This is a genomic window from Haloarcula marismortui ATCC 43049 (genome assembly GCF_000011085.1).
Taxonomy (GTDB): Archaea; Halobacteriota; Halobacteria; order Halobacteriales; family Haloarculaceae; genus Haloarcula; species Haloarcula marismortui.
The window spans coordinates 1,792,409-1,815,065 of the sequence record NC_006396.1 but is presented as its reverse complement, the minus strand read 5'-3'; the positions used below and the strand labels follow the sequence as shown (position 1 = coordinate 1,815,065).

The window sequence follows — 22,657 nt, the reverse complement described above, 5'->3', positions numbered from 1 at the left end:
CGTACGTGCCCGGCGTACAAAACTCACTGGCTGTGGTCGTCGCAGATGGGTGCCGGCCTATCGGTCGACCTCGCCCATGATTGTGTCCAGACTGCCGATTGTCGCGACGAGGTCTGGCACGTATTCACCGCGAGCCATCTCGGACAGTGCCTGCACGTGTGAGAAGGAGGGGCCGCGAATCTTGAACCGCGCCGGCGTCTCCGTCCCATCAGAACGGATGTAGATGCCAAGTTCGCCTTTCGCGGCCTCGACGGCGCGGTAGATTTCGGTGTCAGGGTCTGGCCGGAGCGTGCGGGGGACGTTTGCCTGTATCTCGCGGTCGTCCTCGGGCCAGTCCTCCAGCAGGTCGACGCACTGGCCGATAATCTTCGCCGATTCCTCTACTTCGCGCAGGCGCACGAGCAGGCGCGAGAAGTTGTCGCCGCCCTGTTCGGTGACGACCGACCAGTCAAGTTCGTCGTAGTAGCCGTATGGGTCGTCCCGACGAAGGTCGTAGTCGACGCCGGACGCTCGGGCGACCGGGCCGGTACAGCCGTAGGCCTTCGCGGTCTCGGCCGAGAGGTGGCCCGTGTCAATCGTCCGTAGCTGGAGGATCTCGTTGCTGGTGAGCATGTCGTGGTACTCAGTGAGTTTATGGGGCAGATCGTCGAGGAACGCACGTATCTTCTCGAAGAACGCCTCGCGAGGTTCGGGCAAGTCCCAGGCGACACCACCCAGCCGCAAGTAGTTGAACATCAGCCGCTGGCCGGTGAGGTCTTCGAGGATATCCTGAACGAGTTCACGGTCCCGGACCCCCCACTGGAAGGTGGCGGTGAACTCCCCGACCACGTCGAGCGCGTAGGTCGCGACCGCGAGCATATGCGAGAGAATGCGTGAGAGTTCGCCGCCCATCGTCCGGATCACCTGGGCGTACGCCGGCACCTCGATGTCCGCGAGGGCCTCGGCCGCACGGGCGTACGCCCACTCGTTCAGCAGGCCGGCCCCGCCCCAGTCCCAGCGGTCCGGGTACGGCATTATCTGGTGGCGGTAGGTGCCCTGCTGACACATCTGCTCTTCACAGCGATGGATGTAGCCGATGTCAGGGTCGACGGCCGCTACCTGCTCGCCATCGAGCTGGACGTTCAAGTGCAAGACGCCGTGTGTCGAGGGATGGTGTGGTCCCATGTTGATGTGCATCGTCTCCGGTCCCGCACGGTGGTCTTCGAGCAGGCGCTCGTGTTCGCGGAAGGAGACGATTTGTGGCTGGTCTTGATTGTAGTCCCGGCTCAGTGGGTGGCCCTGCCAGGTCTCGGGCAGGAGAATCCGCCGGAGGTCGGGATGGTCTTCGTACTCGATACCGACCAAATCGTACGCCTCCCGCTCGTGCCACGCTGCCGTCGGATACACGGGCACGGCTGACTCGCTGGTCGGCGACTCTCTGGCCGTCGGGACGACGACCGAGAGTTCCTGTGTCGGGTCGGCGTAGCGTCGCAGGTGATAGATCGTCTCGAACCGGTCGGCGTACTCCTGGGCTGTGACGCAGGCGCAGTGGTCCAGACCGGCCTCGGTTCGAAGCGTCGAGAGGACGGTCTGGACCTCGTCAGCACGGATGACAGCAGCCGGGGCGTTCTCGTGGCGTTCGGTGGAAAGGACGTGGTCGGCGATCGGCTCGATAAGCGGATGGACATCGTCGGTTCGGTGGACTGTCTGGGCCATCTCCGTGACCGTGCGTTCGGCGTTTGCGTCCCTCGACCTGTCCCCTCACGCCCGAGGTTATTTTAAATACTGCTCGGAACAGCCAGGTATGAAATACGTCACGCTCTCGCTGTGGATGGCCCCCGAGGTCCGCCACCCGATGCACCAGTTCGTCGTTGAGCACGACGGCTACGAGGCGAGCTATCTCCTCCGGGGCAACGACATCGGTTCCGACCTCCAGACGCTGCTGTTTCACGTCGACGGCTTCCCGCCGGAGCCCTACCGAGCGGCGCTGGAACAGGCCGAAACCGTCCGGGAATATGCTATCTCGACGTGTCCCGACGAGACGTTCTTCCTCTACGTACAGGATTCGCCGTCGGCGACCGGTCACGACCTCGTCGACGCCCTCACGCGGGCCGGTCTAGTCATCGTCTCGCCGGTCGCATACCGCACCGATGGCACTGTCGGACTCACGCTGGTCGGTCCGGGCGGGACGGTCCAGCAGGCAGTCGAGACGGTGCCAGACGGCGTCTCCGTCGACGTTCGGGAGGTGGGGGAGTACGACAGCCGGCGGCTCGACACCGGCGCGGCGCTCACCGACCGGCAGTTCGAGGCCGTCGCCGCCGCCGTCGACTGTGGGTACTACGGCGACACTCGCGAAGGCGGCGTCGACGATGTCGCCGATGAACTCGGCTGTGCACCCGGAACTGCCGCTGAACACCTCCGGAAAGCTGAGGCCCGCGTGATGGCTGACATACTCGAACAGCGTCCCGCATCGACGGCGTAGTCCGTTCTGCCCGGGAACTGTCGGAGCGGTTGCCCACCGTATGCTGTCCCGAAAAACTATAAACTCCGGAACAGTGCCTTCTAATGCTGGATTGCGAACGCATCACAGGGGCCAGCGGTAGCCCGACTCAGGACAACACCGACCATGAACACAGTAACTATCGACGACGTACCGGTTGAACGGAATCCGATGCAGGTACACGACATCCGCAAGCCTGTCTCCCGGACACTCGGGACCGAGCATTTCGCGGCAAACTACTTCGAACTCGAACCCGGCGACTCCTTCTCGGGGAGCCTCCATCGCCACCACGACCAGGAAGAGGTGTTCTACATCGAACAGGGACAGACCACCTTCGAGGTCGGCCTCGACCGCGAGGAAGTCGATGTTTCGGGCGGCGAACTGATTCGCTTCGAGCCCGGCGAGTTTCAGGAAGGGTACAACTCCGGCGACGAGCGCGTCATCGGCTGGGCCTTTGGCGCGCCCGGCGCGACCCACGACTGGGACGCCATCGAATCGAGAGCGCACTGTCCAGAGTGCGACACGGAAACCACCCAGAGCGTCGCCCTCGCCGACGGTCGGTTCGAACTGACCTGTACCGAGTGCGGGAACGTTCAGGGCTAGGACCCACTTCTGTCGCTCTCGTGATTGGTAACGGGTGTTTGTACAGCCAGAAAGCCCCCGCTCGACTCCTGCGACTCGCTGCGCGCTTCCTCGCTCCTCAACGTTGCTCGTCAGTGCTTGCATCGCCTCGAACGTCGAGCGAGCGGCCCCTTTCAGTCCCACCCGTAGCCGGTTGGACAAAGAATGCTGGGCGGGACTGAAAGGGGCGTTGTCGGCGCTGTGCGCCGACTGCTCGGGAGACCGCAGGTCTCCCGGTGGGCGGTTGGACGAAGGCGGGCGATGTAAGCACCACAGGAACGACCGGAGGGAGTGACAAGGAGCGCAGCGAGTCCCCCGAGTTCAGCCGGCCGGGGCTTTCCGGCGCTTTGCATAAACACACCCCCGCCAGTAATTCTACCCACTGCTAGAGCCCACAATTCATATCGCATCGCGTCACGAAGCCCGGGTATGTCACTGGCCGACCTGGAGTGGCGCGTCATCGGCGAGGAAACACGACCCGGACCGATGACGATGGCGCTGGAAGCGGCCGCTGCCGAAACCGTCGCCGCGGGCGGTCCGGCAACGGTGCGAGTGTACACCTGGCCCGATACGCTGTCGCTGGGCTACGGGCAGGACCCCGACACCATCGACTGGGAGTTCTGCAAGCGCGAGGACGTTGGTGTAACGCGACGGCTCACCGGTGGCGGCGCGATCTACCACGACAGCGTGGCGGACATCTCCTATGGCATCATCGCGCCGGCCGACGCCGTGCCGGGCGATCTGATGGCGTGTTACGAGCAGTTCTGTGAGCCCGTTTTGGACGCGTTCGAGCGCATGGGCGTCGACGCGTCGTTTGCCGACGACGAGCGGTCGGCGGTCCACCAGCCGGCGTGTTACCTGCGGCAACTCCATCCGGCCCACGATATCGTCGGTCCCGATGGCCGAAAACTCAGCGGGAACGCGCAGTACCGCCAGAAGGACGCCGTCATCCAGCACGGCTCCCTGTCCGTCTCGCTGCGCCCCGACCGCCACTGCGGCTGTTTCACTGCCGACCCCGACTCGGAGCGGTTCACCGAGCGCGTCGGAGCGATAGACGAATACGCCGACATCGACCGCGCCGATGCTGTCGAGACGCTCCGCTCGACGCTGGCCGAGTGGGTCGACGCGACCGAGGGCTCGTGGACGGACGACGAACTGGCACGCGCACGCGAGCACGCGAAAGAGAAGTTTGACGCAGACGAGTGGATTCGACGGTCCCCATGATACCACTCCGGAACGGTCGGGGGTTGTGGTTCCACAGCGACGAGTCCGCTGACTCCGTTGCCGTAGTCACGAGGTGAGGCCACGTCGTGAAACGAATTGGCCATCGTATCAAAGTCGCTTTATAACTCTCACTGGACGGTCGAACCGTGCAGCAGAAGCTAGCATACGCTAACACTTTGGGCGGCCCACGGAGAGCTATTTGGAGATTTCAGCAGTGAACGGCGGCTCGCAGGTTTCGCTTAATTACGTTTTGAGCGCTTTGGGAGCGGTATACTGGACTAACTCTCTCAGTGCAAGAACCCCCAATCGAATCGTACGCTGGCAAGATCTTGTCTAATGCTAAAAACAGTGCTAATGCCTTCACCCAGCAAGTGTTCGTTGATGGCTAAACGAGACCAAGATTGGTCGCCAAACCAGCTGCGTCTAGATATTCTCGACCAGAACGCGCGTGACGCTGACCCGCGGGGGACAGGGTTCGACTACGCTGAAGAATTTCAGGAACTCGACCTCGACGCGGTGAAAGCTGACCTCGAAGAGCTGATGACATCGTCACAGGACTGGTGGCCGGCTGACTACGGCCACTACGGGCCGCTGTTCATTCGGATGGCCTGGCACAGCGCCGGGACATACCGCACCACCGACGGCCGCGGTGGTGCGTCCGGTGGCCGCCAGCGCTTTGCACCGCTCAATAGCTGGCCGGACAACGCGAACCTGGATAAGGCGCGTCGGTTGCTCTGGCCAATCAAAAAGAAGTACGGCCGCAAGCTCTCGTGGGCCGACCTGATCGTGCTGGCTGGCAACCACGCCATCGAATCGATGGGGCTCAAGACGTTCGGCTGGGCCGGCGGGCGCGAAGATGCGTTTGAACCCGACGAAGCAGTCGACTGGGGGCCCGAAGACGAGATGGAAGCCCATCAGTCCGAGCGGCGTACTGACGACGGCGAACTCAAAGAGCCTCTGGGTGCTGCGGTGATGGGGCTGATTTACGTGGACCCAGAGGGGCCAAACGGCAACCCGGACCCGCTCGCGTCCGCGGAAAATATCCGCGAGTCGTTCGGTCGGATGGCGATGAACGACGAGGAAACGGCGGCACTCATCGCTGGCGGCCACACGTTCGGGAAGGTCCACGGTGCCGACGACCCCGAGGAGAACCTCGGCGACGTTCCCGAGGACGCGCCAATCGAACAGATGGGGCTGGGCTGGGAGAACGACTACGGCTCCGGGAAGGCCGGCGATACAATCACCAGTGGTATCGAAGGCCCCTGGACGCAGGCACCGATAGAGTGGGACAACGGCTACATCGACAATCTCCTCGACTACGAGTGGGAACCCGAGAAAGGACCCGGCGGGGCGTGGCAGTGGACGCCGACGGACGAGGCACTTGCGAATACAGTCCCAGATGCCCATGACCCATCGGAAAAGCAGACGCCGATGATGCTCACGACCGATATCGCGCTCAAGCGGGACCCGGACTACCGCGAGGTGATGGAGCGATTCCAGGAGAACCCGATGGAGTTCGGCATCAACTTCGCGCGGGCGTGGTACAAACTGATCCATCGGGACATGGGCCCGCCCGAGCGGTTCCTCGGTCCGGACGCCCCCGACGAAGAGATGATCTGGCAGGACCCCGTACCCGATGTCGACCACGACCTGATCGGGGACGAGGAAGTCGCCGAGCTCAAGACGGACATCCTCGAAACGGACCTCACTGTTTCCCAGCTCGTGAAGACTGCCTGGGCGTCGGCATCGACCTACCGCGACAGCGACAAGCGCGGCGGCGCGAACGGGGCACGCATCCGACTCGAACCCCAGAAAAACTGGGAGGTCAACGAACCGGCCCAACTCGAAACGGTCCTCGCCACGCTCGAAGAGATTCAGGCGGAATTCAACAGCGCCCGGACCGATGACACGCGTGTCTCGCTCGCAGACCTGATTGTGCTGGGCGGCAACGCGGCCGTCGAGCAGGCGGCGGCCGACGCCGGCTACGATGTGACGGTGCCGTTTGAACCGGGCCGGACAGACGCGACGCCGGAACAGACCGATGTCGATTCCTTCGAGGCGCTCAAGCCGAGGGCCGATGGGTTCCGGAACTACGCCCGTGACGACGTTGACGTGCCGGCCGAAGAGCTACTCGTGGACAGAGCGGACCTGCTGGACCTGACTCCAGAGGAGATGACCGTGCTGGTTGGCGGGCTCCGCTCGCTGGGTGCGACGTATCAGGACTCCGACCTTGGCGTGTTCACCGACGAACCGGGAACGTTGACAAACGACTTCTTCGAGGTCGTTCTCGGTATGGATACAGAGTGGGAGCCCGTCTCGGAGTCGAAAGATGTCTTCGAGGGGTACGACCGAGAAACGGGCGAACAGACGTGGGCGGCGTCCCGCGTCGACCTGATCTTCGGGTCACACTCTCGCCTGCGCGCCATTGCGGAAGTCTACGGCGCTGACGGCGCCGAGGCCGAACTCGTCGATGACTTCGTCGACGCGTGGCACAAGGTGATGCGCCTCGACCGCTTCGACCTCGAATAGGGTCCCAGCGAGTAGCGTTTCTGCTCGCGCAATCCGCTCTCAGAGGGTTTCCTCGACAAACTGCGAGACGATGCGGTCCTCGGCAGTCCGGAGCTGGTACTGCACGGTCGACCGGGGCTCGTCAAGTATCGATGCGAGGTCCTTGACAGAGACTTCCCGCGGTCGCTCGTAGTAGCCGTGGGTCACGGCGGCCTTGAGCACCCGCCACTGCTGGGGCGAGAAGTTCGTTGCGACTCGCTCGGTGGCCTTCCAGTTTCCGGCACTGGTGATATGGGACACTGAGAGTGTGACGCCATCGCGGAGGCTCGATTCGATTTTGTCGTACACCTCGCCGATGGGGTTGGACCCCGGATAGAGAACGCGCCAGCGGTACTCGTTGCCCGTCCGTCGGGATTCGAAGATAGTGCCTTCGCTGACGTGCCGGTGCAGGAAACTCGGCAGCGACTGACAGCCGCTGAGTTCACGACGCAACGTGTACACTGTCCGTGACGACTCCCCGCGGTCCAGCATGTGGTAGGTTCGCGTCGTCTCACAGCTCACGACGTCGAAACACTCGTTACAGCGGTCCTCGTCCAGAAAGACCTCGTCGAACGCGTTCAGGGCCTCCGGCGTTCCTTTCGCGTGGTCGAGTCGCCACATATGGTCGTCACCGACGAAGATGGCCGAGGACCACACAGAGAGGCTCTCGTGTTGCCGAAACACGTCCATCAGCTTATCAGCTCCTGCGTCGAACTGCAAGACGAACTCGAACTCGCGTGTGTCCGCGACTGCGGCCTGTGATTCGGTCATCTGGCTATTACTAAATTAGGTGTGTTGGTATAAGTCGGTTACTGGTCCACCGAACTCCTTTCACTCTGTTTAGTTGGCTATTGATAAGACTATACAGTCACGCCACTGCGGACCGTACGTCTGCAATGACGGGGCTACAGGGATGGACTGGCCACCGGTCGTGACAACAGCCCTACGTCACCGTTTTGTGACATCCCGGCCAAGCGGTGGTATGGTCTCGTCCCCCGCTGATGACGGCCCTGTCGACACCTCCACCGACCCTCCAGCAACTGACGGCACCGTCGCAGCGCTTTCTGAGGAAGAACTGTACGCGATTGTCCGTGTCGCAGCCGAGGACGCGGTGCTTGGCGCGCTCGGGACGCTCATGCTGGTCGGCATCGGAATCGTCCTGATTGCTACCGGCGTGTCCGCACTGCTTGCAGATGTAACACCGATTTCGTTGCTCGTCTCCGCCGTTTTCATCGGCTTTGGCGTCTACCTCGTTACGTCGAGTCTCGGCGTGATTCCGCCCGCCCGCGAGTGGCTCTGACTCCGGAACCTCTTTTGTCGGGCATCACTGACCGGTGTGCATGGTACGAGTCGGGGCACACACCTCTATCGCCGGCGGTGTCTACAACGCCGTCGAGGAACAGGTCGAGTACAGCGGCAACTGCGGGCAGATATTCTCCCATTCGCCGCAGGTCTGGCAGGACCCGAACATCGACGACGACGAGGCCGAGCAGTTCCGCGACCTCGCAGCCGACCACGGCGTCGGCCCGTGGGTCATCCACTCGTCGTATCTGGTCAATCTCTGTACGCCCAAAGACGACCTCCGGGAGAAGTCACTGGACTCCATGCAGAAGGAGGTCGACGCCGCCGCGAAATTGGGCATCGAGTACGTCAACGTCCACCTCGGCGCCCACACCGGCGCGGGTGTCGACGGTGGCCTCGACAACGCCGCGAGCGTGCTGGACGACCTCGACATCCCCGAGGGCGTCACGGTGCTGGTCGAGTCTGATGCGGGTAGCGGGACGAAACTCGGCGGCCAGTTCGAGCATCTGGCGACGGTCCGTGAACGCACGGACCAGGATATCGAGTTCTGTCTCGACACGGCCCATATGTTCGCCGCGGGCTACGACCTCTCGACACCCGAGGCCGTCGACGAGACGCTCGCGGAGTTCGACGAGGTCGTCGGTGTTGAGGACCTCGCCTGTGTCCACCTCAACGACTCGAAACACGAGTGCGGGACGAACAAGGACGAACACGCCCACATCGGTGAGGGCCACATCGGCGAGGACGGCATGCGCGCGTTCGTCAACCACGACGCCATCCGCGACGTACCGCTGGTGCTTGAGACGCCGACCGAGAACGGCAAGAGCTTCGCCTGGAACATCGAGCGCGTCAAGGAACTACGCGGCGAATAAGGCCCTTCGACCGCGGTACTTTTGAGGGCGACTCGACTCTGAGGAACTGTGCGCAGGTTCTCCGCCGACTACCTCGAAACCACCCGCCGGGGGATGTGGACCGACTCCCGCGAGGCGCTCTCAGACCTGCAGTTGGGCGAGTGCGAGCGCGTCCTCGACGTGGGCTGTGGGACCGGCGAACTGACCCGTGTCCTCCGCGAGGAGACCGACGGCACGGTCGTCGGCCTCGACGCCGATACGGACCTGCTGGCCGCCGCCGGCGACCCGACCGTCTGTGGGGACGCGACGCAACTCCCTTTCGACGACGACAGCTTCGATCTGGTCGTGTGCCAGGCGCTGCTCATCAACCTCCCCGACCCCGAGGTCGCAGTCCGGGAGTTCGCCCGCGTCGCCACCGACCGGGTGGCTGCCATCGAGCCGAACAACGCTGCGGTCACCGTTGAGTCGACCGTCGACGCGGAGCCCATGCTGGCCCGCCGCGCTCGCCGGCTTTTTCTCGATGGAGTGCGGACAGACGTGACCCTCGGTAGTGACGCCGCCGACGTGTTCAGCGATGCGGAGCTGACCGTCGTTTCGACGACACAGTACGACCAGGAGCAGCAAATCGAACCACCCTACGACGACGCGGCGATGCAGGCCGCCCGGCGGAAGGCGACCGGGACCGGGCTGGCTCACGACCGCGAAACGATTCTCAACGGCGAGGCGACGCCCGCCGAGTACGATGCGCTCCGGGAGCGCTGGCGGTCGATGGGCCGCGACGTGGTCGAGCAGATGCAGGACGAGGCCTACGAGCGCCACGAGACCGTGCCGTTCTTCGTCACCGTCGGCGAGATTCCGTGACCCGCTCGCCCCCGGCTTCGGGCAGCAGAGAGCCTGCCAGTCCGTAGACTGCGATATCCAGCAGGCTGGCGAGCAGGCCGACGACGCCGCCGACGATAGCGGCGACACCGGCTCCGATGAGCAGGACCAGTACCACGGTCTGGAGGCTGACCCCGCCGCCCTGTATTGTTGGGACGAGTGCCACCGCGAGCAGTCCCAGCAAGAACGCGACGCCTGCGACACTCCCGGCCGCAACTCCGTGGAGGACGAGGGTTTGCAGCGGGACATCCACAAGTGCCACCCGGCTGTGGACCCACCGAACGGCCAGGACGAACAGCGCCCAGAGATAGCAGAAGACGGCGACGCCGACGAGGGTGTTCAGCCCGGCGAGCAGGTCGGCGAGGCCACCGCTCGCGTGGGCGGCGAGGACGCCGAGCAGGACGAACAGGGCAGTGTCGAACGTGGCGAGCGTCCACGTCACGAGTGGCACCGGTCGCGTAGAACGCTGTCTGGCGTCGCGCGCTGGCTTGGTCTCACTCGCTCGTTCCGCCATAGCTTCCCGCTCACGCTGGTTCTCACCCATGCGCGAGGACCTCCGCGAGGACGACGATGCTCAAGAGGACGGCCGCCGTCGCGCCGTAGGCCCGCGAGAGCGTTTGCTGAATGGCCGGGGGTAGGTCGTCGAACGTGCCCTCGCGGTCACTGGCTCGGACGAGCAAAAGCGTACGGACGACCGACCCGCCGATGAGGACAACGACGATGGCGAGTTTCGCCAGCAGTGTTCGTCCCCAGTCGGTTCCGGGACCCGGCGGCCCGAGCGCGCCGAGGTTCCCGATGCCGGTGAACACGAGTACGCCGACACCGCCCCAGAACAGCCACTCAAACTGTTGCGCGGGCGCGAGCGAGGCAATAGCGCCGCTCCGATAGCTGTACCAGAGAACGGTCGTGCCGCCGACGAGGGCCGCCATCGCGAGCACGTGGAGGGTTCGAATCAGGAGGGCTGCCATAGCTGTCGCTTCACCGGCAGGTCGCAAAGAACACGGGGTCAGTTCGACTGGTCGATTGTTACCACGTCCTCGCCCGTCGCCACGTTGTACCGCGTCGACGGGTCGACGGTCAGGCTGACGACGCCGCTGTCAAGTGCGTCTGGGCGCTCGAACCGTGCCACCGTTGTGCGGGCGGTGTAATCGGCGGTGTAGACGCAGGGCCGGGTGTAACAGCCGAAGGCGTGGATTCCGGTGTCGGTCGCCTCGATGCGTTTCAGATGGGGCAGTATCGACCCCGATCCCCAGCCGGTCTGGACGACAAGGACGGCCCGGCGCTCGAAGTCCGTCTCCGAAACGAACGCGTGAATTTCGTCCCTCTCGTCGTCGAGTCGATCGACATCGTCGGGCCCGGTCAACAGTGTCGCATAGAGCTGTTTGCCGTTTCCGCCGCTGTCGTCGCCGGGAGAGAACTGTAGCCCTTCCTCGCGAAACACCGTTCCCCGCGCCGGCCGCTGGTCGAACGCCAGCGACGGCTCGGCCGGCATGTTGGCACAGAGATACAGCGGGTCGTAGTCCTCGTTCTGCCCGTCTCCCGAGCACGTGGGCTCCTCAGTGTCGTACGGCGGCGCGTCGACCCGCTTGACGCCAGCGGGGAGTCTGTTTGGCGTCCGGGTCGGGGTTTCGTTCTCGGTGTCGGTCGGTGTGCCCTGGTCGGTGCCGTTTCGCGGCGTTGGCGTCGTCGCGCCGCCGTCGCCGCCAGCCCCGGGAGCGAGACAGCCGCCGAGGACGGTCGCCGCGAGGCCCCCGACCAGCCCCAGTGTCTCGCGTCTCGTTCGGTTCATACGAGACGCTCCGATCGGCGCGGATGTATCCTTTCTGTACGCTCAAACTCGCGTTGTAGTTGTCATGGACTGTGTCCATGCCCGTGACCTCGCCCAGAGCGATGTCGACCGCCGACAGACCCTTGCAAGGCGAACGGCTACGAACGACACGTGTCGATTCGCGCCTTCCCATGATACCACCGCTCGTCCGCCGCTGTCCGGAGTGCCGTCACGTGACCTGGAGCCGCCGGTTCACTGCGGTCGCCGACGGCGGGAGCGGCTCGCGGCTCGTCGAATGCCCCGCCTGCGGACATCAGTTTTCAACAGTCGACACCCCGTGGTTGCAGTAATCGGTCTGCCAAAGCCGGCCGTGACTGCCTACTGCCTACACCACGTCGCCCCGAACCGTCGCTCCCTCCTGCTGTGCCCGGTACTCTTTGACCGCGTCGGCAGCGTCGCCGGCTTCCGTCTCGTCCATCCCGAGCATCGACAGCGACTGCGTTAGTGTGGGGAAGACGAACTCGTTGTCCCGGAGCTTCTGGAACGCGTCGGGAGACCGTTCGCCGTCGAGCCACAGGCAGGCTCCACGCGGGTCCAGAATCTGCTCGTAGTCGTTTCGCATCTTGGCCCCTTTGAGCCGCTGGGTGACGTTGTCCTCGAACGAGGCGTTACACACTTCCAGATGGACCGGTTCGTCGTCGTTCAGGAGGTGGGCGGCGAGGCACTTCTCGGGGGCGGCGTGGCCGTTGGCGTTCGCGCGAATGTACTCGGGGTGCTCGTCGGCCCACGCGGCCCGGACGGTCTTGCCGACGCCGTCGACGCCGTGACTGCGCTGGAACTCCTCGGCGCGCTCGGGCGCGTCTTTGAACAGAATGTCTTTGGTGACGTACACGTCCAACCGCTCGACCGGGTCCAGCCCGAGCGCTACGTCGCCGTACACCCACACCTCCCGGACCGGGACCGGCATCGTCTCGTCCTCGACTGTGGCGACGATTTCTTCGACCCGCTCGACGGCCTCCGGACGGTCCAGACTCATTGCCTGCTCTACCAGTTGCGCGGCCTAAACGCTGACTCTCCGGAGGCGAACACTGATACCACTGTGCTGTCTCCACGAGGATATGTCAGCGCTTCAGGCACAGTTTCGGGACCTGGCTGAGTGGGCCACCGATTCCTCCCCGCTGTACGCTCACCTCTGCCGCGAGGCGGCGGAAGACAGCGATATCCTCGACATCGCAGCGACCGTTCCCGAGGGTCGCCAGGCCCCGCACCTCCTGCTGGCCGCAGTGCATTACCTGCTCGACCGGCATCCTGACCATCGGCTGGCCGAGTACTACCCGAGCATCTCTCCGGAATCTCAGGCCCCTGATGACGGGTGCTTTCCAGCCTTCCGCGAGTTCTGCCTCGACCATGCCGACGCCATCCGGCCGCTCCTGCGGACCCGGCGCACGCAGACGAACGCGGTACGGCGCAGTGCGGTCCTCTACCCGGCCATCGCACAGGTGGCAAGCGCCGCCGACGGGCCGCTCGCGCTGGTGGAACTCGGTCCGAGCGCCGGCCTGAACCTGCTGTTTGACCGCTACCGCTACGACTACGACGGTCGTGTGGTCGGCAACAGCGACTCGCCAGTCACCATCGGGAGTCGCGTCCGACGTGGCGACTCGCCGCTCCCGGAAACGCCGCCCGCTATCCGCTCCCGGGTCGGTCTCGACCGCAATCCGCTCGACGTGACCGACGAGGCCGACAGGGACTGGCTCCGCGCACTTGTCTGGCCCGAACACGAGGAACGGCGCGCCGTCTTAGACGGTGCGCTGACGGTTGCACGCGACGACCCACCCGAGCTTATCGAGGGCGACATGCTCGATGACCTGCCGCCGGTCCTCGACGAGATTCCGTCCGACGTCCCGGTCTGTGTCGTCAACACGCTCGTGCTGTATCAGGTCCCGGCGGAACTGAGCGAGGCGCTGACGGCGTTGCTCGAAGCGCAAATGGCCGAGCGCCAGCTTCACTGGCTCACCGGTCGGCGGGACCTGTCAGGCGGCGAGTCGGTGGAACTGGACTGGAAGCGCTGGAGTGGTGACGGCGTCAAGACGACCCACCTCGTCGACTACGAGCCACACGGGGCGTGGCTGTCGTGGCGGCCGTGAGCGCACACGGGCGATCCATATCGACAACGCGACGGACGGCTGTCAGGCGTTCACCCGGGCTTATGTCCTCGCCGCGGGAACGTCGGGTATGCAGATTCGCGTGTACGACGAGGGGGCTGTACAGGATTGCCTGTTCGTCCTCGGCTGGGGGAACCGGTGTCGACACCGGACTGTCCAGTGGCTCATCGACCAGCTTACCACGGCGTACCGCGTTCACGCCGTCGAACTGCCGACACACATCACCGACTACCGGCGGGAGTGGGTCGGTCCGGTTCAGGAGTACGCCGCCGACCTCGGCAGGTTCGACCTGCTCGGACACAGCGCGGGCGGACTGACAGCAGCCCATCTCGACGCCGACGGTATTGGGAATCGAGTGTACCTGAGCCCCTGGTGGGACAGTGACTTTCCGGTTCCGGGGCCGGTACTCGACGCTATCGCATCGCTCCCGATTACGAAACCGTTCATCCCTATCGATACCTTGGACGCCGATGCTATCGGCGACCTGGCGACGGCCCAGCAACTCGCGGAGGCTCCGTCGTCGGTTTCGCCCGCCTTCCTTCGGACGGTGTTTCGTGCCCAGCGGTCGCTGCCGCCGGCCCGGGACACTGCCGCGGCGTTTTGCTCACTTACGGACACAGTTGTCGACCCGCGTGCCGTCGGGGAGCGCCTGCCGGCCGACCGTATCCGGCTGTATGACGGCGGCCACGAACTGTTCTCCTCGAGCGGCCGCGAGGACACCGCCGAGACAGTCATCGACACGTTACAGCACGGCCCCGACGCGCTGTGAGGTGTGGCTGTGACCGGTTCGGTGCGACCCTGTCCGTCGAGGCCGAGACGAAACCCTCTCACCATTGCGGCCACGACTACTCGCTACGATGGAGTGCGACAAATGCGGCGAGAATGCGGTGTTACACGCGGCCTATTCCGGGCTTCACCTCTGTGAGTCTCATCTCTGCCGAGCGGTCACGAAACGGGTCCGCCGTCGCATCCGCGAGGACGGCCTCGTGTCCGACGACGCCACGGTTGAGGACCCTGAGACGTGGGTCATCGGCCTCTCGGGCGGCAAAGACAGCGTCGTTCTCACGCAGATTCTGCACGACACGTTCGCCGAAGACCCCCGCATCGAACTGGTTGCGCTTTCTATCCACGAGGGCATTGAGGGCTATCGCGACGCGAGCTTAGAGGCCTGTGAAGAACTGACCGATGATCTGGGCATCGAACACGTCACCGTCTCCTACGCCGAGGAGTTCGGCGTCCAGATGGACGATGTCGTCGAGGACGACCCCGAAGGGATGGCCGCCTGTGCCTACTGTGGTGTGTTCCGCCGTGACCTCCTCTCGAAGTACGCCGAGGAACTCGACGCCGATAAACTCCTGACCGGCCACAACCTCGACGACGAGGCCGAGACGGCACTGATGAACTTCCTCGAAGGCGATATCTCACAGATCGCCAAGCATTTCGAAGCGTCGCTGGGACCGTTCGACTCGTCCGCCGACGCACCGACGGAGCAGACGCGTGAGGCGCAAGACCACCATATCCCACGGGCCAAGCCGCTCCGTGACATCCCGGAGAAGGAAGTCGCGCTGTACGCCCGGTTCGAAGATCTCCCGGCGCACATCACCGAATGTCCCCACGCCGAGGAGGCTTACCGCGGCGAGATACAGGAGCTCATGCTTGGCCTCGAAGAGAACCACCCCGGAACCCGCCACTCGATTATGGCCGGCTACGAAAAACTCGCCGCGTTAGCCGCCGACACCTACGGCGGCGAGAACAGCGACACCGACTACGGCGAGTGCGACAACTGCGGCGCACCGACGGCGCGGGACCTCTGCCGGAAGTGCAATCTGCTGGACGCGCTGGAAGCGGTCTGACGCGCGTGTCTGACATCCCGACGTACACGTATCGGTTCTGTATACTATTGTACCGATCGCGTCGCTCGCGGCCGTAGAAACCGAAAGAAAAGTCGTAGACGTCGCTACTTGTTCGTCCGGATGACGTCGAGTCCGTTGTTCTTCTCCCGCTGGTCCTGCCCGCCGTCGGTCTCGCTGTAGCCGGTGGTGCGACCGCCGCTGCTCTGACTCCCGCTGTTCGGGGCGGGGCTGTCGAAGCTTTCGACGTTGTCTGACGCGTCGAAGGACGTGTCGTCGCCGACTTCCTGAATCGCCTCGCGGGACTTGTTGGCCTGCTTCTGGGTCGTCGGGCCGAGTACCTGGGCGGACTGGACGCCGGTCATGATGGCCATGACCCGCACCTTACCCTTGTACTCTTCCTGAATCCGTGCGCCCCAGATGACGTTGGCGTCGGCCTCGAGCCGCTCGGTGATGTTCTGTGCGATGCCCTCGGCCTCCTTCAGCGTGAGGTCCGGGCCGCCGGTGATGTGGACTAGGCCACCGCTCGCGCCGCGGTAATCCACGTCAAGCAGCGGATGGTTCATCGCGTCCTTGACGACCTCTTCGGTCTTATTCTTGTCCTGAGTCTCGCCGACAAGCATCACCGCGACGCCGCCCTGATTCATGATGGATGTCATGTCGGCGTAGTCGAGGTTGATGAGGCTCGGCTGTGTGATGGTCTCCGAGATACCCTTGACAGTCTCGGCGATGATCTGGTCCATCACGGAGAACGCCTTGCCGATCGGCAGGTTCGGGACGTAATCGAGCAGACGGTTGTTGTCCAGCACGATGATGGAGTCCGCTTCGTTGCGGAGCTTCTCCAGGCCTTCCTCGGCCTTGACCGTCCGTGCTCGCTCGACGTTGAACGGCGTCGACACCATGCCGACGACGATTGCGCCCTGTTCCTTGGCGATCTTCGAGACGACGGGGGCGGCCCCGGTCCCGGTTCCGCCACCCATGCCGGCGGTAACGAACACGAGGTCAGCGTCGCCCAGCACTTCCTTGATAGTCCCCTGTGCCATCTCCGTCGCGCGCTCGCCCATCGACGGGTCGCCACCGGCACCGAGGCCGTTGGTGAGAGACTTGCCGACCAGAATCTTCGTGTCGGCTTCGATCATCTTGAGGTGCTGTTTGTCCGTGTTGATGGCCACGGTGTCAGCGCCCTCGACGCCGATGTTGTACAGGCGGTTGACCGTGTTGTTGCCGGCGCCACCACAGCCGACGATGACGATGCGCGGGTCGCCGAAGCCGTCGACATCACTGTCGGACAGCTGTTTCTGCTCCTGCTCGTCGCGTTCGAGGGCCTCATTAACGATATCCTGCATCGTTACACCTTGGCCCAGGACCGCTTCTTTTCGGAGGCTTTCTCGGAGCCTTCCTCGGCGAGCATCTCCCGAACCGCCGAGCGAATCGCTTCGCTCCGATTGGGGTACTCGCCCGTCTCGACCATTTGTTCGACCTCTTCAATCTGCTGCTTCGGAATCCGTAGTGTCACACGCTCCATGTTTGGTAGTTTCCCCTTGGGTAAGACGGCCCGGACGGGATCTGTTTACGACCCGCACGAGTGTTTACACAGCGAAACCGCAGTACGAGGGCGGCATCCCCTCGCGTTCGCCGCTGTGTAAGACGACCGTCTTACGCAGAATAAACCACTGACCCTGATGTATTAAAACTTACGGGCAGTGTCATACACTTTCCCGCTTACGGCGTTTAGAGGGCGTGTAATGCGTGCAAACGCTGGTTTAGGTCTGGTCAAGCACATCCGCCGCAGGCGTGCGTCTTCCGCACCCCGGACAGAAACCCCAGTCCGACCGGAGCTCATCGCCGCAATCACAGAACACCCGACGGGATGCCTTCTCACCGCAGTTCGGGCAGTAAACGTGGTCAGAGCCCAGATTTTCACCGCATTGCGCGCATGTCTTACGTTCCTCTGTGTCGGACCTCTCCCGTGTTTCCGGCTCTGTCTTACGCCCGCTCGTGTCGGACGCCTGACTTTCACTGTGAGACCGCCCGTCCTCGGCGCTTGCACCCCGGTCAGCGGTGCGCCGTTGTTCGGTTTCGGCGTTCGCTGCCCCTGCGCTGACGCCGTCTAACGAGATGTTTACGTTGACATCCTGTGGCTGCGGGTGGTGGTGTCGCGTTTGCAGTCGGTCGGCGATGATACTGTCAACACGTTCTTCGATGAGTTCGTCGATCGTCTCGGCGTCGGTCACGGACTCCGACGCCGACGACGGTGGGTCCGACGCTGACGGAGACGCGTCTCCGAGGTACTCCCGGAGCGCCTCGCGCATGACCTCGCTCTTCGAGGCATCGAACGCCTCGAGTTGGTCGATGAGGTCATCGTCAGCACGGAACGTTATTTTACTCATCGGACTCGGTGAGAGTATTATACATGATGGTATTTTAATCTTCCCGCGCTGTCTGACGCCCGTCAGCTACCGGCATGACGCGATACACCGCCTTGCTCAGATTCCCTTGGAGACTGCTTTGACCCGTCTGTCAGAACATCGGCAAGCGGGTCAGACGTGTCTGACATTGGCCAGTGTGTCACTCCGCGTCGTGTGACCGTCCGGCGAACCCTCCGCGAATAACAACCCTTAAGTCCAGACGGCGGGGTATTTTCGGGTGTCGACCGCCCTTAGCTCAGACTGGTAGAGCAGTCGACTGTAGATCGACTTGTCCCCCGTTCAAATCGGGGAGGGCGGACTTGGTTTTCTGTTGATTCGCAATCGGCTGTAGATCGACTTGTCCCCCGTCCTCGTGAGCGAAGCGAGCGAGGGCTCGGAAGACGCGCAGCGAAGTGAGCACGTCTTCCGGCGTTCAAATCGGGGAGGGCGGACTTGGTTTTCCGCGAATCATCGAACGTGAGACTGTGAGCGGCAAGTACGCCTACCGGGGCGATTTGAGCACGAGTCAGGCGTTCAAATAAGAACGGGCTTGCGTTTCAACCTTGCACCACCCGGCCACTGAAGGCGGTCAGCCGGTGAGCGTAACCGGGCGTTCGGCAGCGAGCATGATGTCCTGCGTGGTGCCCCCGAGGAGGACGTTCGCGATCCCCGACCGTTTGCGTCCGCCTATGACGATGCTGTCGGCGTCCCGGTCCGTTGCGGCGTCGAGTATCTTCCGTCCGACCTCGCCGCCGACGGCGACTCGTTCGACGGAGATGCCCTTCGCTTCCAGATGCTCCGCAGCAGTGACAGCGGCGTCGACCTCCTCAAAGTCGTGGGATGGAGCGCCCTTGTAATCCTGATGTGGGAATACGAAGAGGACCGTTGCTTCGACTGAATCGGGAATGTTGGGAAGGGAAGTCAGGTACTTAGCCTGGTTCCGTGCTCGCTCTTCGCTCGTATCGACTGGGACGAGGACTCGCCGTATTCCGTCGCCGAGGACAACGCTCTCGCCCGTGATTGTGACCGGCCGCTCAGCTGAGAGCAGGACGTCCTGTGCAGTACTACCGAGCAAGACTTTCGAGACGCCCGATCGCTTGCGTCCGCCGACGACGATCTCATCGCTGTCCAGTTCGGTCGCGGTACGGACGATCTGTTGGGCAACGCCGCCGTCATCAACCATTCGAGTTACCGAGACGCCAGCCGCTTCCAGTTGGTTGGCCGCCTGGACAGCAGCGTCTATGTCGTCGAACGCCACCTCAGCAGCGTCGGCGAATTCGTCGGGGGGCACCACGTAGAGCACTGTCGCCTCGACGGTGTCAGTGGCATCCGGGAGCTGTGAAACATAGCTCGCTTGATTCGACGCGCGCGCTTCGTCTCTGTCGACGGGTATGAGTACACTGTACATCACACGTAGATGTGTTAGTGCAACTGAATTAAATCATGACATATGTTCTCGCAGGGTAAGAAAGCCAGTCTGCGTGACCAGCTCGACCGGGTGATATGAACCGTACTGCTGTGATGCGCTTGAAGCAGTAGACGCAGGTCTCGAAACAAAGCAAAAACCGAGGGGCCACAAGGTGCTGAATATAGACCTGCAGAATCTCGAATCGAACTGCGGGTGTCGGCTTGGCGTGGCGTTAGAAGCGCTCGCTCATCGCCGCCAGTCCAGCGTCCACGTCTATGGCCGCGCCCTGCTCACCGAGCGCGTTACCCAGCGCTGCAAGCAGATAGCTGACGTTCTGCCGTCGGGCCGAATGGCCCATGCAGCCGATACGCCAGATGTCGCCTTCCAGTGCACCCAGTCCGCTGGCGATTTCGAGGTCGTACTCGTCTAGCAGGTACTGGATGACCGCGCCGTCGTCAACGCCGTCGGGCACGCGGACGGTGTTCAGACTCGGGAGCCAGAAGTCGTCGGGGGCGTTCATCTCCAGCCCCATGCCCTCGACGCCGGCCTTCAGCGCGCCAGCGACGCGCAGGTGGCGGTCCCAGCGTTCTTCGATGCCTTCCTCGGCGACGAGTCGGAGCGCCTCACGGAGTGCATACACGTTCGTGATCGGGGCCGTGTGGTGGTAGGCGCGCTCCTCGCCCCAGTACCCTTCCAGCAGGGAGATGTCCAGATACCACGAGCGGGCCTCGGACTCGCGGGAGAGGACCTTGTCCATCGCGTCGTCGTTGAGCGTGAGCGGGCTCGCGCCCGGTGGACAGGAGAGGCATTTCTGCGGGCCGGAGTACGCCACATCGATGCCCCACTCGTCGACGCGGAGTTCGACGCCGCCCAGCGAGGTCACGCTGTCAGCGATGACCAGCGCGTCGTTTGCGTGGGCGATGTCAGTGAGTTCAGGCACCGACGGCTGGAGAACGCCAGTGCTGGTCTCGGCGTGGACGAACCCGAACACGTCCGGGCTGTGTTCGTCGAATGCCGCTTCGACCGCTGCCGGGTCGAGCGGCTGGCCCCAGGGTGCGTCGACGGTGACGACCTCGCCGCCCGCGCGCTCGGCCATGCTTGCCATCCGGTCGCCGAAGTAGCCGTTCGTCGGGACGAGCATCGTATCGCCCGGCTCGACGACGTTGCCGATGGCCGCCTCCATCGCCGCGGAACCGGTCCCGGAGACCGGAATCGTCCACTTGTTGTCCGTCCGGAACGTATACCGGAGGAGGTTCTGGACCTCGTCCATGATCTCGATGAACGAGGGGTCAAGATGGCCGACCAGCGGCGTACTCATCGCCTTGAGCACGCGCGGGTGGACGTCGCTCGGGCCGGGACCCATTAGCGTTCGATCCGGCGGTGTCAACTCCCCGACAGTGGGTGCCGCATCCATACCCTGGGGTACCCGGTGACTGGGCATTAAAATCAGTGGTCACGACCCCTTAGTCAGGGGGCGGCCTCACATTTCTGCTGGGATCGTCCCTCTCTCTCCTGCAAAAGTATAGACTAATTATCACTTATACGCTGCCAGTCACCGGCTGCCACTACCCTACCCCATAATCACAATCGCCAGACGCCACTGGTGTGAAAGGTGTGAACAATCTACCCTGTTTTTACTCTCGTACTGCTAAGGTGGCGTGTGGTCGTCGATGGGATTGTTCGATAACGCTGCGTCCCCTGGGGAGGAACCGAGACGCCGGTACACCTGTTTGGTGTGCCGGGCGTCGTTCGACGTTCAGTACCACTCGTGTCCGGACTGCGGTGGGTACGACATCCGCCGGACGAAGTGGCTCACGTAGCCCCCGGCGTCCACGTTGGCACGTCCACCGGACTGCCTGCTATCGGGCTACACCGCCCTTTTTTGCTCAGCGTGTCTCCGTGTACCACAGCCACCAAGTGACCGCCGCCGGTACAGCCGTACGTGAACCGACGACAGTTAGGGACAACAGGGTACGACGTGACAGCCGTCGGACTTGGAACCTGGAACATCGGTGGAGATTGGGGCGATGTCTCGGCAGAGGAAGGCCGGGAAACGATCCGGACCGCGCTCGATGCCGGCGTCGATTTCATCGACACCGCCGACGTGTACGGTGACGGCTTCAGCGAGCAGCGCATCGCAGAAGTGCTGGACGAACGCGGGGTCCGCGACGAGGTGACCGTCGCGACGAAGGCCGGCCGCCGGCTCGACCCACATACGGCCGACCGTTATAACTACGAGACTCTCTCTGCACACGTCAACCGCTCGCGGGAGTATCTCGGAACCGATACGCTGGAACTGTTGCAACTGCACTGTCCGCCGACCGACGCCTACTACCAGCCCGAGACGTTCGACGCCCTATCGCGGCTGCAAGCCGAGGGGAAGGTCGCCCACTGCGGTGTCAGCGTCGAACGCGTCGAGGAAGCGCTGAAAGCCATCGAGTACCCGGAAATCGAAACGGTCCAGATCATCTTCAATATGTTCCGCCAGCGGCCTGCGGAGCGGTTCTTCGAGGAAGCCAAGCGCCGCGACATCGGCGTCATCGTCCGCGTCCCACTGGCTTCCGGGCTCCTGACTGGCAAACTCTCCCGGGACATGGAGTTCCCCGAGAGCGACCATCGGAACTTCAACATTGAGGGCGAGGCGTTCGACCGCGGTGAGACCTTTGCCGGGCTCCCGGTCGACGCGGGCTTCGACGCTGTCGACGAACTCCGCGAGCACGTCCCCGAGCGAATGACGATGGCCCAGATGGCGCTACGCTGGATTCTGGACCACGACGCAGTGTCGACTGTCATCCCCGGCTCCACCTCACCGGACCACGTCCGGGCGAACGCGGCGGTCAGTGAGATGGCCCCACTCTCGAATCAGGTCCACGGCGCGGTGCGTGATATCTACGAGGAGTACGTCTTTGAGGACGTTCACCATCGCTGGTAGTCGCCGCTCGGTAAACGTTTGCGATTGCGCACACTTTTCACGGCGGTAAACAACGACTGACGCAACGAAATCTGTCTTAGATTTCTATCTGGAGTACCGCTTGCGTCCCCGAAATCATATACCAAATCTGACCATTCTGGCCACAGAAAACATATGAATACAGACATTTCACGGCTATCGTCGTGTCAGAATCTGAGAGTTCGTCAGACAATTATCTGCCCTGTAG

22 protein-coding genes and 1 tRNA gene are annotated in these 22,657 nt (G+C 63.4%); 12 read left to right on the top strand and 11 right to left on the bottom strand.

Going from position 1 to position 22,657, the window contains the following annotated elements:
* Positions 1-57: 57 nt before the first annotated feature.
* Positions 58-1,695 (bottom strand): NADH-quinone oxidoreductase subunit D, encoded by a 1,638-nt coding sequence (locus RR_RS13000; RefSeq protein WP_011223989.1) that lies wholly within the window; start codon positions 1,693-1,695, stop codon positions 58-60.
* An 88-nt stretch (positions 1,696-1,783) separates the two neighbouring features.
* On the opposite strand from RR_RS13000, the gene RR_RS12995 reads away from it, so the two are divergent.
* The 4 genes from RR_RS12995 (at position 1,784) to katG (ending at position 6,853) form a co-directional block, all read left to right on the top strand.
* A complete protein-coding gene (locus RR_RS12995; protein ID WP_011223988.1) occupies positions 1,784-2,461 on the top strand; it encodes a helix-turn-helix domain-containing protein in 678 nt (225 codons plus the stop codon).
* Between the two features lie 144 nt (positions 2,462-2,605).
* Positions 2,606-3,082, top strand: a complete 477-nt coding sequence (locus RR_RS12990) for a cupin domain-containing protein (protein WP_004958289.1) — start codon at positions 2,606-2,608, stop codon at positions 3,080-3,082.
* Between the two features lie 447 nt (positions 3,083-3,529).
* The gene (locus tag RR_RS12985; RefSeq protein WP_011223987.1) at positions 3,530-4,324 is read left to right on the top strand and encodes a lipoate--protein ligase family protein; all 795 of its coding nucleotides are present in this window, start codon (positions 3,530-3,532) and stop codon (positions 4,322-4,324) included.
* A gap of 381 nt (positions 4,325-4,705) precedes the next feature.
* On the top strand, positions 4,706-6,853 hold the full coding sequence (gene katG / locus RR_RS12980; protein WP_004958285.1) for a catalase/peroxidase HPI: 2,148 nt from the start codon (positions 4,706-4,708) through the stop codon (positions 6,851-6,853).
* Positions 6,854-6,892: 39 nt separating this feature from the next.
* Here katG and RR_RS12975 read toward each other — a convergent pair whose 3' ends face one another.
* The gene (locus RR_RS12975) at positions 6,893-7,642 is read right to left on the bottom strand and encodes a helix-turn-helix domain-containing protein (RefSeq protein ID WP_011223985.1); all 750 of its coding nucleotides are present in this window, start codon (positions 7,640-7,642) and stop codon (positions 6,893-6,895) included.
* A 211-nt stretch (positions 7,643-7,853) separates the two neighbouring features.
* Here RR_RS12975 and RR_RS12970 point away from each other — a divergent pair, with 211 nt between their 5' ends.
* The 3 genes from RR_RS12970 to RR_RS12960 all read left to right on the top strand — a co-directional run bounded on the left by RR_RS12970 (position 7,854) and on the right by RR_RS12960 (position 9,885).
* The gene (locus tag RR_RS12970; RefSeq protein WP_049938958.1) at positions 7,854-8,171 is read left to right on the top strand and encodes a hypothetical protein; all 318 of its coding nucleotides are present in this window, start codon (positions 7,854-7,856) and stop codon (positions 8,169-8,171) included.
* Between the two features lie 40 nt (positions 8,172-8,211).
* Complete coding sequence (locus RR_RS12965) at positions 8,212-9,045, top strand: deoxyribonuclease IV (protein ID WP_007188693.1); 834 nt, start codon at positions 8,212-8,214, stop codon at positions 9,043-9,045.
* 93 nt (positions 9,046-9,138) lie between these two features.
* The gene (locus tag RR_RS12960) at positions 9,139-9,885 is read left to right on the top strand and encodes a class I SAM-dependent methyltransferase (protein ID WP_004958278.1); all 747 of its coding nucleotides are present in this window, start codon (positions 9,139-9,141) and stop codon (positions 9,883-9,885) included.
* On the opposite strand, the gene RR_RS12955 is transcribed toward RR_RS12960, so the two are convergent.
* From RR_RS12955 to RR_RS12940, 4 genes are all read right to left on the bottom strand, one after another.
* The gene (locus tag RR_RS12955; protein ID WP_011223983.1) at positions 9,863-10,447 is read right to left on the bottom strand and encodes a hypothetical protein; all 585 of its coding nucleotides are present in this window, start codon (positions 10,445-10,447) and stop codon (positions 9,863-9,865) included. The two genes, RR_RS12960 and RR_RS12955, sit on opposite strands and share 23 nt — an antisense overlap.
* A complete protein-coding gene (locus RR_RS12950) occupies positions 10,440-10,871 on the bottom strand; it encodes a CopD family protein (RefSeq protein WP_004958275.1) in 432 nt (143 codons plus the stop codon). Before RR_RS12950 ends, RR_RS12955 begins: the two co-directional genes overlap by 8 nt.
* A gap of 38 nt (positions 10,872-10,909) precedes the next feature.
* Positions 10,910-11,692 carry a hypothetical protein gene (locus tag RR_RS12945; protein WP_004958274.1) on the bottom strand — a complete coding sequence of 261 codons (783 nt, stop codon included), beginning with the start codon at positions 11,690-11,692 and terminating at the stop codon, positions 10,910-10,912.
* A 364-nt stretch (positions 11,693-12,056) separates the two neighbouring features.
* A complete protein-coding gene (locus tag RR_RS12940) occupies positions 12,057-12,707 on the bottom strand; it encodes a DUF7095 family protein (protein ID WP_004591112.1) in 651 nt (216 codons plus the stop codon).
* A gap of 82 nt (positions 12,708-12,789) precedes the next feature.
* Here RR_RS12940 and RR_RS12935 point away from each other — a divergent pair, with 82 nt between their 5' ends.
* The 3 genes from RR_RS12935 (at position 12,790) to RR_RS12925 (ending at position 15,686) form a co-directional block, all read left to right on the top strand.
* Positions 12,790-13,815, top strand: a complete 1,026-nt coding sequence (locus RR_RS12935; RefSeq protein WP_011223982.1) for a DUF2332 domain-containing protein — start codon at positions 12,790-12,792, stop codon at positions 13,813-13,815.
* A gap of 88 nt (positions 13,816-13,903) precedes the next feature.
* The gene (locus tag RR_RS12930) at positions 13,904-14,602 is read left to right on the top strand and encodes an alpha/beta fold hydrolase (RefSeq protein WP_007188696.1); all 699 of its coding nucleotides are present in this window, start codon (positions 13,904-13,906) and stop codon (positions 14,600-14,602) included.
* An 88-nt stretch (positions 14,603-14,690) separates the two neighbouring features.
* Entirely contained in the window at positions 14,691-15,686 is a 996-nt protein-coding gene (locus tag RR_RS12925) for a tRNA 2-thiolation protein NcsA (RefSeq protein WP_007188697.1), read from the top strand.
* Positions 15,687-15,790: 104 nt separating this feature from the next.
* Here RR_RS12925 and ftsZ read toward each other — a convergent pair whose 3' ends face one another.
* From ftsZ to RR_RS12910, 3 genes are all read right to left on the bottom strand, one after another.
* Complete coding sequence (ftsZ, locus tag RR_RS12920) at positions 15,791-17,029, bottom strand: cell division protein FtsZ (RefSeq protein WP_007188698.1); 1,239 nt, start codon at positions 17,027-17,029, stop codon at positions 15,791-15,793.
* A 2-nt stretch (positions 17,030-17,031) separates the two neighbouring features.
* Entirely contained in the window at positions 17,032-17,208 is a 177-nt protein-coding gene (locus RR_RS12915) for a ribbon-helix-helix domain-containing protein (protein ID WP_004958264.1), read from the bottom strand.
* A 238-nt stretch (positions 17,209-17,446) separates the two neighbouring features.
* Positions 17,447-18,073: a double zinc ribbon domain-containing protein gene (locus RR_RS12910; protein ID WP_004958261.1), complete on the bottom strand. Its 627-nt coding sequence runs from the start codon at positions 18,071-18,073 to the stop codon at positions 17,447-17,449.
* A 263-nt stretch (positions 18,074-18,336) separates the two neighbouring features.
* On the opposite strand from RR_RS12910, the gene RR_RS12905 reads away from it, so the two are divergent.
* Positions 18,337-18,410, top strand: a tRNA-Tyr gene (locus RR_RS12905).
* Positions 18,411-18,680: 270 nt separating this feature from the next.
* Here the strand turns inward: RR_RS12905 and RR_RS12900 are convergent.
* Together RR_RS12900 and RR_RS12895 are read right to left on the bottom strand one after the other, a co-directional pair.
* Positions 18,681-19,499 (bottom strand): universal stress protein, encoded by an 819-nt coding sequence (locus RR_RS12900; protein ID WP_011223981.1) that lies wholly within the window; start codon positions 19,497-19,499, stop codon positions 18,681-18,683.
* 232 nt (positions 19,500-19,731) lie between these two features.
* A complete protein-coding gene (locus RR_RS12895; protein WP_049938957.1) occupies positions 19,732-20,913 on the bottom strand; it encodes a pyridoxal-phosphate-dependent aminotransferase family protein in 1,182 nt (393 codons plus the stop codon).
* A gap of 528 nt (positions 20,914-21,441) precedes the next feature.
* Between RR_RS12895 and RR_RS12890 the strand changes: the two genes are divergently transcribed.
* Entirely contained in the window at positions 21,442-22,431 is a 990-nt protein-coding gene (locus tag RR_RS12890) for an aldo/keto reductase (protein ID WP_049938956.1), read from the top strand.
* Positions 22,432-22,657: the final 226 nt, after the last annotated feature.

What these genes read in the sequence shown, in the direction of transcription:
- RR_RS13000 (WP_011223989.1), bottom strand. Translation starts at nt 1,695, where the DNA reads ATGGCCCAGACAGTCCACCGAACCGACGATGTCCATCCGCTTATCGAG.
- RR_RS12995 (WP_011223988.1), top strand. Translation starts at nt 1,784, where the DNA reads ATGAAATACGTCACGCTCTCGCTGTGGATGGCCCCCGAGGTCCGCCAC.
- RR_RS12990 (WP_004958289.1), top strand. Translation starts at nt 2,606, where the DNA reads ATGAACACAGTAACTATCGACGACGTACCGGTTGAACGGAATCCGATG.
- RR_RS12985 (WP_011223987.1), top strand. Translation starts at nt 3,530, where the DNA reads ATGTCACTGGCCGACCTGGAGTGGCGCGTCATCGGCGAGGAAACACGA.
- katG (WP_004958285.1), top strand. Translation starts at nt 4,706, where the DNA reads ATGGCTAAACGAGACCAAGATTGGTCGCCAAACCAGCTGCGTCTAGAT.
- RR_RS12975 (WP_011223985.1), bottom strand. Translation starts at nt 7,642, where the DNA reads ATGACCGAATCACAGGCCGCAGTCGCGGACACACGCGAGTTCGAGTTC.
- RR_RS12970 (WP_049938958.1), top strand. Translation starts at nt 7,854, where the DNA reads ATGGTCTCGTCCCCCGCTGATGACGGCCCTGTCGACACCTCCACCGAC.
- RR_RS12965 (WP_007188693.1), top strand. Translation starts at nt 8,212, where the DNA reads ATGGTACGAGTCGGGGCACACACCTCTATCGCCGGCGGTGTCTACAAC.
- RR_RS12960 (WP_004958278.1), top strand. Translation starts at nt 9,139, where the DNA reads ATGTGGACCGACTCCCGCGAGGCGCTCTCAGACCTGCAGTTGGGCGAG.
- RR_RS12955 (WP_011223983.1), bottom strand. Translation starts at nt 10,447, where the DNA reads ATGGGTGAGAACCAGCGTGAGCGGGAAGCTATGGCGGAACGAGCGAGT.
- RR_RS12950 (WP_004958275.1), bottom strand. Translation starts at nt 10,871, where the DNA reads ATGGCAGCCCTCCTGATTCGAACCCTCCACGTGCTCGCGATGGCGGCC.
- RR_RS12945 (WP_004958274.1), bottom strand. Translation starts at nt 11,692, where the DNA reads ATGAACCGAACGAGACGCGAGACACTGGGGCTGGTCGGGGGCCTCGCG.
- RR_RS12940 (WP_004591112.1), bottom strand. Translation starts at nt 12,707, where the DNA reads ATGAGTCTGGACCGTCCGGAGGCCGTCGAGCGGGTCGAAGAAATCGTC.
- RR_RS12935 (WP_011223982.1), top strand. Translation starts at nt 12,790, where the DNA reads ATGTCAGCGCTTCAGGCACAGTTTCGGGACCTGGCTGAGTGGGCCACC.
- RR_RS12930 (WP_007188696.1), top strand. Translation starts at nt 13,904, where the DNA reads ATGCAGATTCGCGTGTACGACGAGGGGGCTGTACAGGATTGCCTGTTC.
- RR_RS12925 (WP_007188697.1), top strand. Translation starts at nt 14,691, where the DNA reads ATGGAGTGCGACAAATGCGGCGAGAATGCGGTGTTACACGCGGCCTAT.
- ftsZ (WP_007188698.1), bottom strand. Translation starts at nt 17,029, where the DNA reads ATGCAGGATATCGTTAATGAGGCCCTCGAACGCGACGAGCAGGAGCAG.
- RR_RS12915 (WP_004958264.1), bottom strand. Translation starts at nt 17,208, where the DNA reads ATGGAGCGTGTGACACTACGGATTCCGAAGCAGCAGATTGAAGAGGTC.
- RR_RS12910 (WP_004958261.1), bottom strand. Translation starts at nt 18,073, where the DNA reads ATGAGTAAAATAACGTTCCGTGCTGACGATGACCTCATCGACCAACTC.
- RR_RS12900 (WP_011223981.1), bottom strand. Translation starts at nt 19,499, where the DNA reads ATGTACAGTGTACTCATACCCGTCGACAGAGACGAAGCGCGCGCGTCG.
- RR_RS12895 (WP_049938957.1), bottom strand. Translation starts at nt 20,913, where the DNA reads ATGGATGCGGCACCCACTGTCGGGGAGTTGACACCGCCGGATCGAACG.